Origin of the sequence: Enhygromyxa salina (assembly GCF_002994635.1) — a bacterium.
GTDB lineage: Bacteria > Myxococcota_A > Polyangia > Nannocystales > Nannocystaceae > Plesiocystis > Plesiocystis salina_B.
Genome location: NZ_PVNL01000057.1, coordinates 82,904 through 99,796, shown reverse-complemented (window position 1 = coordinate 99,796; position 16,893 = coordinate 82,904). Strand labels below are relative to the sequence as shown.

Below are 16,893 nucleotides of genomic sequence, written 5' to 3'. Positions count from 1 at the left end.
GACGACCAGCTCACCCGCGTGGGCACGGAGCTGGTCGAAACATCACTACAGCGGGAAGGGGCGCCACCTGCGAGCGCCCCTGGCCTGAGCCACCACCCGCGCGAGATCACTCGGACTTGCCGCGGTGATCATCCTCCATGTCGTCCTCGATGTCGTTGACACTCGGGAACTTGGTGATTTCGCGACGGGCCAGCTTCCACGCCTTCTGGACGATCCAAGATAGGGAGCGGTCCTGACGGGTCGCCTCGTGCTGAATCTCTTTCAGCATATCTTCGGGGAAGTAGAGGCTCTGCTTGCGCTTGTCGGAGGTGGCCATCCGTTTGAATTCTCTCTGGAGGAAGCGGCGAAACGGTAGGATAAGGTGGGATCACAGTCAACCGCCTCGCGTCATGTGTCCTCACGGCGATCCATGTGGGGTGAGCGAGCGTCCGAGCTTGCCAGGCCCGCGGGTTGCTCGAACAATCCGAAGTGAGTGAGCAGCTCAGACCATCCCCTCTTGGTCCAGTCGGGCGAGATCTGTGCGATCTCCGGCCTGGGTCGGTTCAGACCGCGGTACGCACGCCCTCCCGACTTTCCGTTTCCTTGGCTGAAACACTGCCCATGCACGAACGAACGACAGGCCATCCAAACCCCGACCACAGCGGCGCCGGCGTATTTTTGCTTGTCCCTGCCGGCGCTTGTCGATACGCTCCCGCCCCCACGGATCGTGTGGATTCGATGGAGCCAGCCGAAAGGACGGTGAGTCAGTGACGTCCTCACACTTGAGTCAAAAGCAGCTAGACAACTTCAAATCGCTGCTCAACGACAAGCGCCGACGGCTTCTCGAGCAGGCCCACGAGACCTTGTCGAACGAGATGATCCTGTCGCCCGACGACCGCTTCGACGAGGTCGATCAGGCGTCCAGCGAGTACATGCAAGCGTTCTCGTTTCGTCTGCGGGGCCGCGAGCGGCACCTCATGAACAAGATCGAGATCGCGATGCGCAAGATCGAAGACAGCTCCTACGGGATCTGCGAGGAGTGCGAGGAGCCGATCTCCACCAAGCGCCTCGAAGCCCGCCCGGAGGCGCCCTTGTGCATCCAGTGCAAGGAAGCCCAGGAAAAAGAGGAAGCTGTCTACGCAGACGGCTGAGACGGACGACTGAGGCCCCCGGCGCGAGGCCGCCGGTCGACAGCTTTTTGGGTCTCACAGCCATGGCTGTGAGCCCCCAAACCAGATAGTGTCCGCGGACGTTCGGCCGCGGTAGGCGCGGTCGCTCTCCCCTACTGCTGACCATGCATCCTGTTCTGTTCTCTCTCGGCGAGACGCCGATCCACGCGTACGGATTTCTCATCGCTGTTGCCTTGATCCTTGGTTGGATCATGAGCCTCGCGTTCGCCCGCGCTGACAAGCTCCCCGCGGATCAACTTGGCACCGGCTACGTGATCGCGGTCGGGGCCGGGCTGCTGGCCGGGCGCGCGATGTGGCTGTTCTCCAACCGCGAGCAGTTCGACGGGCTGGTCTCGCTGATCCAGCTGCAGGCCGGCGGGCTGTCGGGGTTTGGTGGCGTGCTGACCGGGCTGATCGTCGCCGGGGTGTACTGCCAGAACAAGAAGATCCCGCCGTGGGCCTGGCTCGACTGCGCCGCGCCAGCGTTCTTGCTCGGGGTCGTGCTCGAGCGGCTGGGCGCGTTCTTGGCCGGGGCAGACTTCGGCGCCTACGTCGATCCGGACTTCTTCTTGGCCGTGCAATTCCCGGCCGACTCGCCAGTCTACGACGTCCAGCGACGCGAGCTCACCGGGCTCCGCATCGGCCTCGACCGATCGCTGACGGTCCACCCCTCGCAGCTCTACGCGGCGGGCGCTGCCGCGCTCGGCGTTGGCCTGAGCCTGTTGATTCGGGCCCGCCGCCAGTACTCGGGTCAGGTCGCCCTGTTTGCGATGGGCTACTACGCGGCCATCCGCTACCTGATCGAGGATCCGTTCCGCTACGACGTCACCCCCGAGCTCGCGGGCCCGGTGACGCTCGGGCACCTGACCGGGGTCGTCGTGATCGCGGTCGTGATCGGCGTGCACATCATGCGGCGCACCAAGCTCGCCGAGGCGCCCGCGTCCGTGATCCAGTGGACCGGCGGTCCGTGGACCCCCGGAGCCGAAGACGCAGCGAAGTCGGGCAAGAAAAAGTCAGGCAAGAAAAAGTCGGGCAAGAAAAAGTCCGCCAAGAAGTCGGGCGCCACCAGCTCCAAGTCGGGCGAGGACGCCAAGCCCAAGGGCGAGGACGCCAAGCCCGACTGACCTCGCGATGCCCAGGCGAGTCCCGGTCGTGCTGCTCCACGGCGCGCTGCGTTCGCCGCTGGGCATGCGACCGACCGCGCGGTTCCTCGCGCGCCACGGGTTCGACGCCCGCAGCTTTGGCTACGCGACCCGCCGCCAGTCGCTCGAGGGCCACGCCGAGCAGCTCGAGCTGGAGATCCGTGCGTGGCTCGCCGACCGCGAGCCGTGCGAGCTGCTCGGGCTGCTCACGCACAGCATGGGTGGGTTGGTCGCGCGGGCGCTGCTGGCCCGACCTAGCCTGCTCGAGCTGGCTCCGCGCCAGCGCCTGGTGATGCTCGCGCCGCCCAATCAGGGCGCCGAGCTCGCGGTCCGCAACCACGGCTTCGCCCCGTTCCACTGGCTCTACGGGCTCGCCGCCGACGAGCTGCAGCCGCCGCGGGTCGCCCAGCTACCGCCGCCGCCGCCCAGCTGCGAGACCCTGATCTTGGTCGGGGGGACCGGCGACGGCCACGGCTACAACCCCGCGCTGAGCGGCGACGACGACGGCGTGGTGGCGCTCCACGAGACGCCGCTCCCCGGCCTCGAGCCCGAGTTCGTCGGCGGGGTGCACTCGACCTTGCAGTGGCGCCGCGACGTGCTGGCCCGGGCGGTCGAGTTTCTCACTCACGGCGAGAACAGCCCCAGCGCGGCGCAGTGAATCGCCCCACCCGCGGTGATCATCTCGCTGACGTCGATCGTCACGACCGGGATCTCGCCCACGGCCCGCTGCACGGCCGCTCGGGCGCGACGCTGCAGCGCCTGGCTGAGCTCGGGGTAGCTCGGCATCAAGTAGCGATCGGCCAGGCGCAGGCCGTTGACGTGGGTGCGAGGGTTGCGGCCGGCCTCGCTCGGCGGTGTCGGGACCTCGATGATCTCGAGCGAGCGCCCGAGCGCGCTCGCGGCTCGACGGATCCCCAGCTCCGCCGCCGCCAGCCGCAGCGCGTCCTCGCTGCGGCCCCCGAGCTCGTCCTCGATGCTGGCGATCATCAGGCGGCTCGGCCCGACGAACTGGGCGATCATGTCGACGTGCTTGGTGTGCTCGGCGAGCAAGGTGGGCACCAGCGCGGTCGCCCGGCAGCCCAGCTGGCCGAGCAGCTGGCCGAGCGCCGCCCCACCGACAGGGTCGCCGCCCGGCGTGATCCCGCGCAGCTCGAGGTACTCGAGGCTGAGCACGCACAGACCTCCGCCGTCGCTGATGAACGCGCCGCCATCGAGCGCCCACGGCAGCGCCGTGAGCTCGACGCGGTGGTGCGTCGCCAGCCACCGGGGCGCGGCGTCGTCGTGCTCGCGTCCGTCGCTGGGGTGGTCGGGGTCGAGCCAGAGCGAGGCTAAGCTCTGCTCGTCACGGCGCAGCTGCAGCGGTCCCCAGTCGCGGACCCAGGGCGTGTCGACTCGATCCGTGTGAACCTCCAACCGGCCGCCTGAGCGCGAGGTGAGCTCGTTAACGAAGCCCGCGTACGCGGCCGGCGAGCTGGCGACGTCGGCGAGCAAGCTCAGCCCGCTGCCGCTGGCGAGCACCTGCTCGGCGATCCGCCCGATCGGACCTGGCCAGTCCTGCGTGAACACCAAGAGCACGCGCGGAGGGGTCTCGAAGTCGGCCCGCAACCGACGAGCGTCGGGCGGCTCGCTGAGGATCACCGCGGCCGCGGGCACCTGACCTGGGATCGCGTCTGCCGGGCGAAGCAGGTCGGGATCGAGCGCGCCACCCAGCAACATCGTGAGGAGCAAGCCCAGGCCCATGGTCGATCGCGGCGGCTGCGAGCGTACCACCACAAATCGAGATCGAGCGACTTGGACGGTCGATCGCCAGGCGCTACGGTCGTGACGTTGCGCCCCGCCGTCCGCATGGCTCGCCTGGTCCGTCGCGTCGGTCTGGTCTCGCTGTTGGGGGCCAGCGTTGGCTGCGGGACGCCAAATCGCAGCGCTGAGCGGGCGCCCGAGACCGCGGCGTCGGCCGACCCGGACGAGGTGACCGTGGGGCGCTGGCGAGGGCAGATCGTCGAGCACCACGCTCAGTTCGTGCGCTACAGCTTCGCCGAGCCGGGCCAGCCAGCCCAGCCAGGCATGGTCGTCGAGCTGACCCGGAGGCGGCCCGAGCACGGCACCGAGTTCGGTACCGAGGCGCTCGCCGTGCAGGCGGCCCCCGGTGGCCAGGTGACGCCGGAGTTGTTGCAGGCGGTCACGGCCTGGCTGCGCGCCGACGGGCCTGGCCCCGAACAGTTGTTTGCAGCGCCCGCGCAGGCCCAGCCGGCCGCCGCGAGCCCGGCCCTCGAAGCGCCCGCTCGGGTTCGATCGCTCGGCTGGGGTCTGATCGCGGCGTGGCTGGTGGCCGCGCTCGGCTCCCTGGTTCCGGGCGTTCGGGGCGCGGCTCACCAGGTCGCGAGCCCGGGGACGAACCGGTGGCCCGCCACCGTCGGCGTCCTGCTGCTGGTGACGGTCGCCGTGGTCGGGCTGCGCCTGACCTTCGCCGCGCCCTCGCCCCTCGATGACGACGCGCTGAACGACATCGGGATGGGGCTGGCGTGTGCGGCTGGCGATCCCTGTCTGCACGGGGCGACCGCCTCGTTCGGCGGCTTCGAGCACGGGACTTTGTTCCCTCGCCTCTTGGGCCTGCTGCTGAGCCTCGGGCTCACGATCACCAGCGTGCAGACGGTGCTGATCGTGCTGTCCGCGGTCGCGGTCGCCGTGACCTTCGAGGCAGGTCGTCGGCTGCTCGGGGCGCGCGATGGTGCGCTGGCGGGCGCGCTGGCGGCCGTCGGATTGCTGGGCCTGCAGCTGACCGAGCTGGCCAGCACCGGGGACATCCTGTGGAACCCGGCCGCGATGGCGCTCCCAGCCGCGCTGACCCAGGTCGCCCTGCTTCGTGGGGCCGTGACGGGACGATCGGGGTGGCTCCTGCTCGCCGGGCTGTTCGCTGGGGTCGCGTACGAGGTGCACCTCTCGGGCCTCGCGCTGTGGCCGGGGCTGGTGATCGTGGCGGCGGCCACCAAACCCGCGCAGCCTGCCGCCGCCGACTCCCGTCTGCGCGAGCTCGCGGCCCGACTGGTGTGGCTGCCCGCGCTCGCGGGCGCGGCCGGGGTCACGATGGTGGTGTCCCCTGCCTCGGCCAAGGCCAACGCGCTCGCGGTCGCGGAGCACGTCGGTTGGATCGCGTGCGCGGGCGCGCTCGCGGCCAGCGTCGCGGTCGGTTCGCTGCTGCGCTGGCGGCAGGGGCAAGACCCGATCGCGCTGGCCTTGGGGCTGCCGATCGTGATCTTGGCGGGGACCTTGGCGGCAGCGGCCGGGTTCGTGGAGGCGCTGCCGCTTCGCTACCTCGCGCCCGCGTTTCCGGCGGTCGCGCTGGGTGCAGGGTGGCTGGGAGCGGCCGCGCTCGCGCGGATCAGCGCGGCGCGGGTCCGCGTGGTCGCGGCCGGGCTGACCGTTGGCCTGGTACTCGCGGTCACGCTGCCCGGATATCTCGAGCGGATGGCTGTCGATCGAGACCGCTGGACCTACGCCGATCTCGACATGCTGGCGACGTTCTTGCGCGAGCGAGGCGTCGCCGCCGAGGATCTGCACCACGCGGTCCGGGGGGCGCGGTGCGGCTCCCAGAGCCACGGTGACCGCGGCCAGCGGCTGGCCGAGCTGGTGATCGGCGGTCTGCGAGCACGCGCTGGCCTCGCGGTTTCGCCGCCCGCCCCAGCTGACTCGGCCGTGCCGCCAGCGTGGCTGATCGCCAAGCTCCGCAACGACGATCTCCCCCAGCTGCCCGACGGCGCGAGCACCCTGCCCTCGGGCGGATCCCACACGATCGTCCTGGTCCCGTACCAGCCGATCTTGGACCTCGCGGGGATCCGCTACTGCACCCGGTTCGAGCGCGGCGAGGATCGCTGCGTGCCCGCGACGCCGCTGCCTGCCAACCCGGCGGCCCGACAGCTGCTCCCTCGGCACCGCCACGCGACTCAGCCCGAGTCCGGCCGCGCCGCGCCGGTCGCCTACTACTACGAGCTGCCGCTGCGCTGGCCGGCCGACGCCTCCGCCGAGCGCCGCGCGACACTTCAGCTCGATGCCCGCTCGAGCTCGTCGGCGTGGCGGTTTGTCAATGTTCAGGGCGAGGTCGGCCTCGCCGGGCAGAGCTTCCCGACGACCACCCTCGAGGTCACGCTGGCACCGGGGGCGCGGGCGGTCGTCACCCTCGTGGGCGCTGACGCGCTGCCTGGCGACGGGCCGCCCAGCCCGGACTCGTGGTGGCCCGCGCTCATCGAGGTCCCGGCCGACCCCCAGCTGCAGGCGGTCTTCCTGGCGCCGAGCTCAGCGACCGACTGAGCAGCCGCACGCCCAGACCGAGGTGCAGCGCCCACCCAACCGGGGCTACCCTCGCCCCCGCACGCCATGATCCATCACGTCGAAGTTCAAGTGTTGGTGCTGCTGCTCGTGGCCGCGTTCGTCGGCATGGGCGCGCGCCGGTTTCGGCTGCCGTACACGCTGGCTCTGGTCGTGGCTGGGCTCGGGCTCGGGTTCTTGGATCTCGGGGTCTTGAGCGACGTCGAGCTCAACGCCGACTTACTGCTGTTGTTGTTGCTGCCTGCCCTATTGTTCGAGGCGGCGTTCCACATCGACTTCGCCGAGTTCCGTCGCAACCTGGGGACGATCTTCACGCTCGCGGTCCCCGGCGTGCTGGTGGCCGGCGGCTTGACGGCCGTGCTGCTCTACTTCGGGCTCGGGCGCACGGGCTTGGTCGCCGACTTTGGCTGGCGCGAGGCGCTGCTGTTCGCGTCGGTCTTGGCCGCGACGGATCCGGTGTCCGTGCTCGCGCTGTTTCGTCAGCTCGGCGTGCCCAAGCGCCTGTACTTGATCGTCGAGGGCGAGTCGCTGCTCAACGATGGCGTGGCGGTGGTGATCTTCGTGATCGTCACGACGGTCTACGGACTCGGCGGTGCCCACGGCGCGGAGATGCCCGAGTCGCTCACCGCCTACAGCTTGCAGACCTTCCTGCGCATGGGCGGCGGCGGGATCCTGATCGGCGTCGCGCTCGGTGGCGGGTTCTCGGTCCTGACCCGGCAGGTCGACGATCACCTGATCGAGACCACCCTGTCTGCGGTCCTGGCCTATGGCTCGTTCCTGATCGCCGAGCAGCTGCACTGCTCCGGCGTGCTGTCGACCGTGTTCGCCGGGATCGTCGCTGGCTCGTACGGGGCGCGGGTCGGCATGAGCCACGCCACGCGCATCGCCGTCGTCGACTTCTGGGAGTTCGCCGCGTTCATCGCCAACTCGTTCATCTTCTTGCTCGTCGGGCTCGAGCTCGAGCCCGTCGAGCTGTTGCGCGGCGCGGTGGCGATCATCGTCGCGTTCATCGCCACGGTCTTGGCCCGCGGCACCTACGTCTACACGGCGATCCCCCTGGTCAGCCGGCTGACCACGCCGCTCCCACGATCGTGGCGCCACGTGCTGGTCTGGGGCGGGCTGCGCGGCAGCTTGTCGATGGTCCTGATCTTGACGCTGCCGCCCAGCTTCCCCGGTCGCGGGATGCTCGTGACCTTGGTGTTCGGCGTGGTCGGGCTGTCGCTGTTCGTCCAGGGCCTGAGCATGGCGCCGCTGCTGCGCAAGCTCGGCCTGCTCGTGAGCGAGGATCGCCACCACGAGTACGACCGGGCCCGCGCGACCATGATCATGAGCCGCTACGCGCTCGACGAGCTGGCCGAGCTCGAGTCCCACGGGCTGATCGAGGCCGGCGTCGCCATCCGCCTGCGTGGCTACTACGAGTCGCTGACCCGCGAGGCCGAGCAGAAGGCCCGCGACCTGGTCGCCAACATCGATCTCAGCGCGCAGACAGCCGAGGCGCTCGAGCGCCTGATCGCCGCCGAGCGGGTCGGCTTGCGGGCGGCCCAGCACGCCGAGCTGCTCGACGACGAGACCGCCGAGGCGCTCTCGATCGAGCTCTCCAAGCGGCTCGCGCTGCTCGACGAGCGGCCCGGCGGCACCGAGGCCGAGCTGGCCGAGGTCCTGGGCCCAGATCCCGGGAACACGCTGGACCCCGAGTAGCAGTAACTCGCGCTAGGATGGGGCGTGACCGCCCGCAGCTTCGAATTCGACAGCGTGCTCGACGAGCACGACCTGGCCACGGTCCGCGCGGCGCTCGAGGCCCACCCGGGCTACGAGATGATCATCAGCCGGCAGGTCTCCGCGGGCTTCGGCGCCGGGTTCCTCCAGCGTCACGATGTGTTCCGCAATTTCCTGCGCACCGGAGGCGTCTCGGGTCGCTCGGTCGATCTGCGCGACATCTCCGATCGGACAAATTTTTTCCGCGCGACCTTTGCGTATGGCCAGCGGGTCGACGTCCCGGGCGTCGAGCCCTACCTGCACAGCGAGCGGCTGGCCCAGGCCGCGGCCGATCTCTACGACGCCCCCGTGGTCGAGCCGGCGATCGTGTTCGTGAACCTGATGCTGCCTGGCCAGGAGCTGGGGCCGCACGCGGACGTGCCCGAGTTTCGTGGCCTGAGCCGCGATGATGTGCCCGAGTGGCTGCTGGTGGTCATGCATCACTCGGGGCTGTTCGCCGACGAGCGCGTGCCGATTGCGACCGCCGTCAGCTGGTTCGGTCACGCAGCGGGCGGCGCGTTCTGCTACTGGCCCGACGGCCCAGCGGGCCCGCGGCGGCAGATCGCAACCCACGACAACCACGCCGTGCTGCTCGACACCGACACCGTGTTTCACGCCGTCGCGCCGATCACCAGGCGCGATCCAAGCGAGCGACCCCTGCTCGAGATCGGTGTCCGCGTGGCCTGGTCTGCCGAGCACGAGCGCTGGCTCGTCACGTTCCAGGGCAACGAGCTGCTGCGGCTCCATCGCGACGAGGTCCGCGTGTCGCTCTCGTGGAAAGCACGCTGTTTCCAGAGCGAGGCCGAGCGCGATCACGTCACCCACGCCAAGCAGCGCGGCGAGGGCCTGAGCCTCGACACCGTGCTGAGCCGACTGCGCCAAGACCTCCACCAGCGCGGTCAGCTCGCCTCCCCCGACGCGAGCCTCGACGAGCGCGCCCTGATCGTCACGCTGCTCGACACTTACCTGAATTTTCCCCCCAGTAGCTGAAAACAGAGCGGCCGCCAGGTCGAGCTGGCGGCCGCTGAGAGTGCCGGGGGGCGGACTTGAACCGCCGACCTGAGGGTTATGAATCCTCCGCTCTAACCAGCTGAGCTACCTCGGCGCGGGGCGGAGTAGTTAAACGAGTTAGCTGATGCCGTCAAGCCACCACCCGACGCGGACGAAACCCGAGCGAGTCGCTGCCGATCTCCGCACATCGGGCGACCCCCGCCCACAGCAAACGACCGCCTGGGCGGGAAGGGGCGAGTCATTTGTCGGCGGTGGGGCGAGTCGCGTCGGCCACACACGCCTACCTGACGAGCGCCGAGGTGCGCGCGAACAGCCGCATCCACCAGTTAGCCTGCGTGAGCCGCGGGATCTCGCCCGCCCCAAACTCGTAGCGTTGACTGACGCGGGCCGGCCTGGGCGAGCGTGGCGCCCCCACTACCAGCCGGATCAAGCGGCGATTCACGCTATCCACCCGGCGCTGGGCGCCATCGAGATCGGCGTCGGCCTCCGCCAGCGCCGCGCGCAGCTCGGAGATGATCTCGATGAGTGACTGGGCCACATCGGCGCTCGGCAGGTCACCCTGGCTCGGCTGGGCAGGCGCGAACATCACCGCCCCCTGGGCGAAGTCCAGCCGATCGCGGAGCCCTCCGTCGCCCTCGACGGCCACCCGCATGCGCGCGGCCTGAGCGGTCGACACCCCCACTCGCCACAGCATCATCGGCAGCCAGCGCTGCGTGAGCTCGTCGATCTGGTTGCTGAGAGCAGTGCGGCCAATGGACGTCGCGGCAGCCATCGGCTCGCAATGGATGCAAGCAAAGTGCCGGCATTGCGGGGCAGACAGCCCAGATTCGAGCGTGGGCAATGAGATCACTAATTGGTCGCCAGGACAGGATGAATCCTCTAATGGCGCCATTTCGTACCCTAAATTATTGCGGCAGAATTTGGCGCAATCCATGGTACACGTTTTCAATGGGGTGGACGACCAGCACCGACGTGAACGGCAACATCCACGTGCGATTCGGCGGGTACCTGGACGCCAAGGGCGGGGTGAATTCGGCCAACGAAGTGTTGCGATTACTCGAGGGCCAGGCCCGAGACTTGGTGCTCAATGTCGCGAATATGACCGGCTATCACCGCGGGGCGCGCCTCGCGTGGCAGGGGCTGCTGTGGGACCATCGTGGCCTGATTCGTCGCATCGTCATGATCGGCGCTGACGCTGCGATCCACATGACCGGGCGCGTCATCGCCCGTCACCTCGGCGTGCCGCTGTCGGTCATCCCCGCCGAGAGAATCGTCGAGCTCGACGCGCCCGTGCGACGCACTCGTGAGCACTCGAACTCCGGCTCGGGGGTCTGGGACATCACGCGCCCCGTCTCGACCCCGCTGCCCACGCCAGCCGCCAAGCAGCCGGGCAGCGGCGAGCAATCGGGCCAGCAGCCCTGATTCCAGCAGCTCCCCTCAGCATCTCTCCTGTGGTCGGTGGTCGCGGCGTATAACCAGACTCGATCATGGCTCGAGCGCCCCACGAGACCTCGCGCGACTACGCGAACCCCTACCGCCCCCTGGCGCTGCGTCTGTTCAACGCGCTGGGGCGGGTCAAGCCGTTCGATCCAGACCAGATCGTCGCGGCGGCGATCCGCAGCGCCGGCCATGATCGCTTCGCCAGCGACGCGTTTCGAGAGCCGCTGGCGCGGTTGATCGAGTCGCTGCACGCGAGCGCGAAGCTGTCGCCGGTCGGCCGGTTCATGACCGCCCAGCATCTCGCCGGGGCCCTGGCCAACAACCTGCGCGCGGGAGACCTGTTCGCCCGCGAACCCGGGCTGCGAGAGATCGAGCTCGCGCGTCCCGTCATGGTCTGTGGGCTGGCCCGCAGCGGGACGACCCTGCTGCAGCGGCTCCTGGCCCAGCTGCCGGGCGCTCGGGCGATCGCCGCGTGGGAGGCGTACGAGCCGATCCCCGAGTCGGGCCAGCAGCCGGGTGGGGACCCGCTCGCAGATCCCCGAGTCAAGCGCACCCGCGCCGCCGAAAAATTCCTGCGCTGGCTGAGCCCCGATCTGTTCGCGGTCCACCCAATGGACGCGCTGGCCCCCGAGGAGGACGTGCTGATCCTCGAGAACCTGTTTCGCAGCGGCGTGCCCGAGTCGACCTACAACGTGCCCGACTTCGCGGACTGGCTCGAGCGACGAGATCCCACCGTGGCCTACGCGTGGCTGGCCGACTGCATGCGCGTGCTCCAGTGGCAGCGCCCCGGCGAATTTTGGGTGCTCAAGTCGCCGCATCACCTCGAGTGGCTCGACGTGGTGTTCGGGGTGTTCCCGGATGTCACGGTGATCCAGACCCACCGTGATCCGGTCGAGACCGTGCCCTCGTTCTGCAGCCTGGTCGCGCACGGGTGGGGGGTCATGAGCGACGCGATCGATCCCCACGTGGTCGGCTCCCACTGGGATCGCAAGATCGATCGCATGCTGACGCGCGCGCTCGATACCCGCGACGCCCGCGACGGCGCCGGGTTCGTCGACGTCCACTATCGCGAGCTCGTCGACGATCCGCTCGGCGTGATGGCGCGGGTGTGCGGCAGCGTCGGCCTGCCCTGGGATGACTCGGTCCGCGCCAAGCTCGAGCGGTGGCTGGCCGACAACCGCCAGCACAAGCACGGCCTGCACCGCTACGCCGCCGAGGACTTCGGGCTCAGCGCCGAGGGCATCGCCTCGCGGTACGGCCGCTACCGCGAGCGCTTCGATCTAACCTAGTCAGCTCGGGTGATTGGTTTCAGCTCGGGTCAGGCGTCTGACCCGCTTGCAGACGCCATTCGTCGCCTGGTTCAGCGTGGGCAGCGAACGCCAACTCGGCTAGGCTGGCGGCCGGAGATGGCCCAGTTCGACCCTGAGCGAAAGCGAATCGTCATTCGCGTGGTCTATGACGGCCCCGGCCACGCGGGCAAGACCACCAACTTGCGGCGCCTGAGCAAGAGCTTCGCGTCGTGGCGGCGCAGCGACCTGGTCTCACCGAACACGCTCGGTGAGCGCACCCAGTACTTCGACTGGCTCGAGGTCGACGGTGGACTGCTGCGCAGCTACCCGATCCGCGCCCAGCTGCTCACGGTGCCAGGCCAGATCGAGCTGACGCCGCGTCGCCAGTTCGTGATCGAGGGCGCGGACGCCGTCGTGTTCGTAGCGGACTCGCAGCCACAGGCGGTCGCCGAGGGGCGCAGCTTCTACGCGCAGCTGTGTGAGCAGCTCGCCGCGTTTCCTCATCCGGTGCCGATCGTGCTGCAAGCCAACAAGCAGGACGTCGCGGGGGCCCTGCGGCCGGCCAAGCTCGCGGCGCTGATCAGCGAGGGACTGCGCGCCCCCGATCAGGTCAAAGGCAGCGTGGCCAGCAGCGATCGCGGGGTCAAGCAAACGCTCACGGTGGCGCTGCGCCTGGCCTCCGAGGCCGTGCGGGCCCGCTGGGGTCGAGAAGATCCCACGTCCAAGATCGGCGAGCTCGCCGATGCCGACACGACCCTGGCGGCGCTCGAGTACAGCGAGGCCCAGCGCGAGCGCGGCGGAGAGACCCCGCACGCAACCCTGCCCTCCCCCGATCTTCCTGCGGCGCAGGTGTGGCCGCCGATCAGCGGTCGGTCGTTGCTCGCGCGCTTGCATGGACGTCCGCTGCGGCCGCTGAGCTCGGCGGCGCACCCCGAGCGGGTCACCCTCGAGGTCGACGACTGGCGGTTCACGACCTCGCGCGAGCGCTTGTTTCCGGATCTGGCGGCGGCGACCCGGGCCCTGGATCAGCTGCGCAGCCGCAAGCTCGCGCTGGGCTCGTGGCTGCCCGAGCCCTGCGCGGTCGCGGTGGTCGCCGATCCCGAGGGTCGCGGCGCGTGGCTGTGGACGCTCGATCAGGTGTTGCCGACCCTCGCTGACCAGCTCGACCACGACGATCCCGAGCTGCGCCGCGACGCGCTCGACCGCTACGCCGAGATCGTGCTGGGTGCCGTGGCGCTGGCCGAGCGGCATGGCTTGCTGGTGGATCTCGACCCCGGGAGCTTCGCTATCCAGACCTGCGTCGCGGAGTCCGGGCCGACCCCGGGGGCCACGCGCGCGAGCCGACGCTGGACTCGCTATGTCGGCCACTCGCTCGCGCCCGGCGATGCGATCGACATCGCAGGGCCGGTGGTGGACCTGGCCCGCCGCTTCGTCGCCGACGAGATCGCGCTCGCGGACTACACCGAGATCCTGTGCCTCGGCCTGTATCACCTGCCCGCGGATCCCGATCGCCGCGCGGCGCTGCGCCAGTCGTTCGCCGAGCTCACCCTCGATCAGGCGACCGACGGCGGTCCACGTCGGGTCCGCGACGCCGCGATCACGCTGTTGGGGCGCCCCGCGATCAGCTACGCCGCCGGGCCTCGCTGATGCCGAGCGAAGACCGACGCGCGCTGGTGCGCAGCCTGGCGGCTGCGTCCACGGCGATGACCCGCGCCGATCCCCGCGAGATGGCCGAGCAGCTGCGGCGTGCGTGGCGAGCCAGCAAAGACCCCAGCTTGGCGGGCATCTACGAGCTGCTGCTGACCGCGACGCCGAGCGAGGCGCTGGCTGGCGACGATCCTGGCGAGCGCGCGCACGCGTGGCGACAGCGAGCGATGCGGGCCCGCGGTGAGCCGCTCGAGCTCCAGGTCCTGCTCGCCGAGCCCTGGCACCCGAACGTGCCCGAGCTCGAGCGTCTGCAGCTGCTGAGCCGCTGGACCCCCGATCCGCTGCTGGCTGGGGCCATGGTCGAGCGCCTGCGCCTGGCCCTCGCGCCGCGCGAGCGCCTGGGTGGGACGCAGATCATCGCCGACACGATCCGGCTGTTGGCGGCCCAGCGCGACCCTCGACAGCTCGACACCCTCGAGCTGCTCGCCCGCGACGCTGGCCTGAGCTCCGAGCTGAGGCGGCAGCTGCAGGCCGCGATCGCCGGGCTCCGGGCGGTCTCGCTGACCCCGCTCGACGCCAGCGCGCGGGCGGCTCTGGCCCCGCTCGAGCAGCGCGCGCGGGCGCAGCGGCGCGAGCAAGCAGCCAGGGCCGCGCTGCTCGACGCTGTCCACGCTGATCCCGACGCCGACGAGCCACGCCTCGTCTACGCCGACTGGCTGACCTCCCGTGGTGATCCGCGCGGCGAGTTCATCACCCTGCAGCTCGAGCGCAGCGCCCGGCCGACGACGGCCCCGTCTGCCCGCGAGCGGGCCCCGTCTGCCCGCGAGCGGGAGCTGCTGCGTCGTCACGAGGCTGAGTGGACGGGCGTCTTGCACAGTGTGCTGAGCGCGGAAGGTCGGGTGTTCGAGCGTGGCTTCATCGCCGCCGGGTCGATCGAAGCCGCCAAGCTCGACCGTGACCTGATCCAAGCCGGGAGCTGGTCCACGCTGCGCAGCCTCGACGGGCACGTACCCATCCAGCTGTTGTCCTGGGGCCGCCTTCATCGCCTGCGCACGCTGCATGGCTTCCTGTCGCTCGAGCGCTTCGTGGAGCTGCGCGCGGCTGGCCGGCTCGAGGCCGTCGAGCACTACGAGTGCTCGCTCGCCGATCCCAACCTTCGCTTCGACACCCCCCTGGGTCTGCGCTCGCTGCTGGTCCGGCGGGCCCTCGACGAGCAGCTACGCGCGCTGCTCAGCTCCCCCGCCTGCGCCAGGCTCGAGCAGCTGGGCGTCTACTACGAGCCGGAGCGGCTCGGCGGCTCGGCCCGGCGATGGACGGGCGATCACCGCGAGCGGCCGTCGCTGCGCGACCGCTACCAGCTGCTGTCCGCCGAGCTCCCGGCCCACGTGCTGGGCCTGCGCATGCTCGACGCCGAGACCAGCCGCGCGTCGCGTCCCCGCGGATGCGAGCTGAACTTCACGCGAGACGAGCACGGCCAGCTCAGCCGCGTGCGCCTCGACCTGCACGACAAGCCGAGTCAGGCGCACCTGCCCCCCCACGCGCGCACGGGCGAGGTCGCCGGCTCGCTCGAGCCGCTGGCGACACAGCTGACCCGCGTCACCCTCGGTGAGGTCGTCGCCGAGTACGATCGCGGCCAGCTCGAGACCGAGCTGCGCGCGCTGGCCCACGCCCACCCGGGCTGCGTGCTCGCGCTCGACTGACGCGCTCGAGAACCAGCGTCAGTCGTCGGCCGCCCGGGCCTCGGCCAGCTCGGCGGCCTCGTCGGCGATCACCCAGCGAACCAGGCTCTTGACCACGTTGACCCGGCGCAGCGTCGCCGGATCCTTGAGGTGATACACCGGCTTGGGATCGGCGAGCAATCGCCCGAGCGACCCCTCGCGCTGATCGACCGCCTTCATGACCTCGACGAGCGCCCCGTCGAGATCCGCCAGTAGCTCGAGACCCGCGCCGATCACCTCCTGAGTGCCGTCGCCCAGCCCGGCCGCCTGGGCCTGCACGCCGTGCTCCTCGTTGAGCAAGACCGCGAGCAGGCTGGTGTTGGTGGGGTCGTCGAGCCCGGTCATCAGCGCCTCGACCTTGCCCGTCGCCCGCTCGACCTGGGCGATCGTGCCCTTGGTCTTGCGCTGCAGCTCGTCGAAGTCGGCCTGGGCCGCGAGCGCGGCGCTGCGGGTGTCGCGGAGCGTGCGGCTGACCTCGGTGCGGGTCGCGGGGTCGTACAACACCGCGCCGATCAGCCCCTCGGCCGCGCTCACCTGACGCTGGATCTCGGTGACGTGCTCGCGCAGCGACTTGATGTTGGCCTTGGTCGCTTCGTCGCTGAGCGAGTCCGTCAGCGCCGACACGCCGAGCAAGCCGCGATCGATGTCATCGGCGATCTTGTCGATCTGATCTTTGAGGCCGAGCACCTCGTCGACCAGCGAGGGGGTCGTCTGCAGCCGATCCCCGTCGCTGACCTTCTCGTCGTTGAGCCCAACGGTGATGTTCACGCGCGGATCGGCGAGGATCCCATTGAGCGCCAGGCTCGCCCGGCTGTCGGTCCTGATGTACTGCATCGCGGACCGCTCGATCTCCATGTTCACGCGGATCCGCTGGCTCTGGGCGTCGAACTTGACGCACCAGCCGGCCTGGCCCCACCAGCGCACGTCACGGTAGCGGTGGCGAAAGGCCTGAGTCACGCAGACGTGGTCGGGATCGCAGCTGGCCGGGCTGCCGTCGCAGCCCTGGTAGTCGCTGGTGTGCCCGCTGTACTCCTCGAGCGCCGCGCACACGCCCTGGCTGGGGTTGGCCCCGTCTGGCGCGCAGAACATCCATGGCTCGCAGCGGTTGGTCCGGCCCTGGTAGGCGTGGCCAAAGTCCTCGGTCTGCGGATCGCAGGGGTAGCGCTGGGCGATGAACTCGATATCGACGACCTTGCCGATCTGCTTGCCGGCCAGTTGGACCTCCGAGCCCGCGCTGATGTTGCCGGCCTCGCGAAAGTCGGCGACGAGCTGGGCCTTGGGCACCAGCATCCCCTCGCTCAGCGCGACGACCACGTAGGACACGACCGCCAGGCTGCCGAGCGCCAGGCTGAAGATCGTCACCGCCGAGTGGACGCGTCGTTGTTCTTCCCGGGTCGGCATGATTCACCCACCGGGCTCC

General features: G+C 70.1%; 14 protein-coding genes and 1 tRNA gene. 10 read left to right on the top strand and 5 right to left on the bottom strand.

Annotation, left to right across the window (positions count from 1 at the left end):
• Positions 1 to 106 precede the first annotated feature (106 nt).
• Positions 107 to 316 (bottom strand): TIGR04563 family protein, encoded by a 210-nt coding sequence (locus ENSA7_RS15000; RefSeq protein ID WP_106089968.1) that lies wholly within the window; start codon positions 314 to 316, stop codon positions 107 to 109.
• 445 nt (positions 317 to 761) lie between these two features.
• On the opposite strand from ENSA7_RS15000, the gene ENSA7_RS14995 reads away from it, so the two are divergent.
• From ENSA7_RS14995 to ENSA7_RS14985, 3 genes are all read left to right on the top strand, one after another.
• Complete coding sequence (locus tag ENSA7_RS14995) at positions 762 to 1,130, top strand: TraR/DksA family transcriptional regulator (RefSeq protein ID WP_106089967.1); 369 nt, start codon at positions 762 to 764, stop codon at positions 1,128 to 1,130.
• Between the two features lie 143 nt (positions 1,131 to 1,273).
• On the top strand, positions 1,274 to 2,272 hold the full coding sequence (locus ENSA7_RS14990) for a prolipoprotein diacylglyceryl transferase (RefSeq protein ID WP_106089966.1): 999 nt from the start codon (positions 1,274 to 1,276) through the stop codon (positions 2,270 to 2,272).
• Between the two features lie 7 nt (positions 2,273 to 2,279).
• Positions 2,280 to 2,948 (top strand): esterase/lipase family protein, encoded by a 669-nt coding sequence (locus ENSA7_RS14985; RefSeq protein ID WP_146157709.1) that lies wholly within the window; start codon positions 2,280 to 2,282, stop codon positions 2,946 to 2,948.
• On the opposite strand, the gene ENSA7_RS14980 is transcribed toward ENSA7_RS14985, so the two are convergent.
• Positions 2,915 to 4,006 carry an agmatine deiminase family protein gene (locus ENSA7_RS14980; protein ID WP_181233754.1) on the bottom strand — a complete coding sequence of 364 codons (1,092 nt, stop codon included), beginning with the start codon at positions 4,004 to 4,006 and terminating at the stop codon, positions 2,915 to 2,917. The genes ENSA7_RS14985 and ENSA7_RS14980 overlap by 34 nt on opposite strands.
• A 105-nt stretch (positions 4,007 to 4,111) precedes the next feature.
• On the opposite strand from ENSA7_RS14980, the gene ENSA7_RS14975 reads away from it, so the two are divergent.
• The 3 genes from ENSA7_RS14975 (at position 4,112) to ENSA7_RS14965 (ending at position 9,358) form a co-directional block, all read left to right on the top strand.
• Positions 4,112 to 6,595: a glycosyltransferase family 39 protein gene (locus ENSA7_RS14975; RefSeq protein ID WP_146157708.1), complete on the top strand. Its 2,484-nt coding sequence runs from the start codon at positions 4,112 to 4,114 to the stop codon at positions 6,593 to 6,595.
• A gap of 66 nt (positions 6,596 to 6,661) precedes the next feature.
• Positions 6,662 to 8,311: a cation:proton antiporter gene (locus ENSA7_RS14970; RefSeq protein ID WP_106089962.1), complete on the top strand. Its 1,650-nt coding sequence runs from the start codon at positions 6,662 to 6,664 to the stop codon at positions 8,309 to 8,311.
• A 24-nt stretch (positions 8,312 to 8,335) separates the two neighbouring features.
• Complete coding sequence (locus tag ENSA7_RS14965) at positions 8,336 to 9,358, top strand: hypothetical protein (RefSeq protein ID WP_106089961.1); 1,023 nt, start codon at positions 8,336 to 8,338, stop codon at positions 9,356 to 9,358.
• Between the two features lie 41 nt (positions 9,359 to 9,399).
• Here ENSA7_RS14965 and ENSA7_RS14960 read toward each other — a convergent pair.
• Together ENSA7_RS14960 and ENSA7_RS14955 are read right to left on the bottom strand one after the other, a co-directional pair.
• Positions 9,400 to 9,473 (bottom strand) — tRNA-Met (locus tag ENSA7_RS14960).
• A 186-nt stretch (positions 9,474 to 9,659) separates the two neighbouring features.
• On the bottom strand, positions 9,660 to 10,220 hold the full coding sequence (locus ENSA7_RS14955; protein WP_146157707.1) for a hypothetical protein: 561 nt from the start codon (positions 10,218 to 10,220) through the stop codon (positions 9,660 to 9,662).
• 107 nt (positions 10,221 to 10,327) lie between these two features.
• Here ENSA7_RS14955 and ENSA7_RS14950 point away from each other — a divergent pair, with 107 nt between their 5' ends.
• The 4 genes from ENSA7_RS14950 to ENSA7_RS14935 all read left to right on the top strand — a co-directional run bounded on the left by ENSA7_RS14950 (position 10,328) and on the right by ENSA7_RS14935 (position 15,455).
• Complete coding sequence (locus tag ENSA7_RS14950) at positions 10,328 to 10,801, top strand: hypothetical protein (RefSeq protein WP_106089959.1); 474 nt, start codon at positions 10,328 to 10,330, stop codon at positions 10,799 to 10,801.
• 65 nt (positions 10,802 to 10,866) lie between these two features.
• Positions 10,867 to 12,108 (top strand): sulfotransferase family protein, encoded by a 1,242-nt coding sequence (locus ENSA7_RS14945; protein WP_106089958.1) that lies wholly within the window; start codon positions 10,867 to 10,869, stop codon positions 12,106 to 12,108.
• A gap of 117 nt (positions 12,109 to 12,225) precedes the next feature.
• Positions 12,226 to 13,755: a GTP-binding protein gene (locus tag ENSA7_RS14940; RefSeq protein WP_106089957.1), complete on the top strand. Its 1,530-nt coding sequence runs from the start codon at positions 12,226 to 12,228 to the stop codon at positions 13,753 to 13,755.
• Positions 13,755 to 15,455, top strand: a complete 1,701-nt coding sequence (locus ENSA7_RS14935; protein WP_219907966.1) for a TIGR02996 domain-containing protein — start codon at positions 13,755 to 13,757, stop codon at positions 15,453 to 15,455. The genes ENSA7_RS14940 and ENSA7_RS14935 overlap by 1 nt, the downstream gene beginning before the upstream one ends.
• 18 nt (positions 15,456 to 15,473) lie before the next feature.
• Here the strand turns inward: ENSA7_RS14935 and ENSA7_RS14930 are convergent, their stop codons facing one another.
• Positions 15,474 to 16,874 carry an MlaD family protein gene (locus ENSA7_RS14930; RefSeq protein WP_146157706.1) on the bottom strand — a complete coding sequence of 467 codons (1,401 nt, stop codon included), beginning with the start codon at positions 16,872 to 16,874 and terminating at the stop codon, positions 15,474 to 15,476.
• Between the last annotated feature and the right edge of the window lie 19 nt (positions 16,875 to 16,893).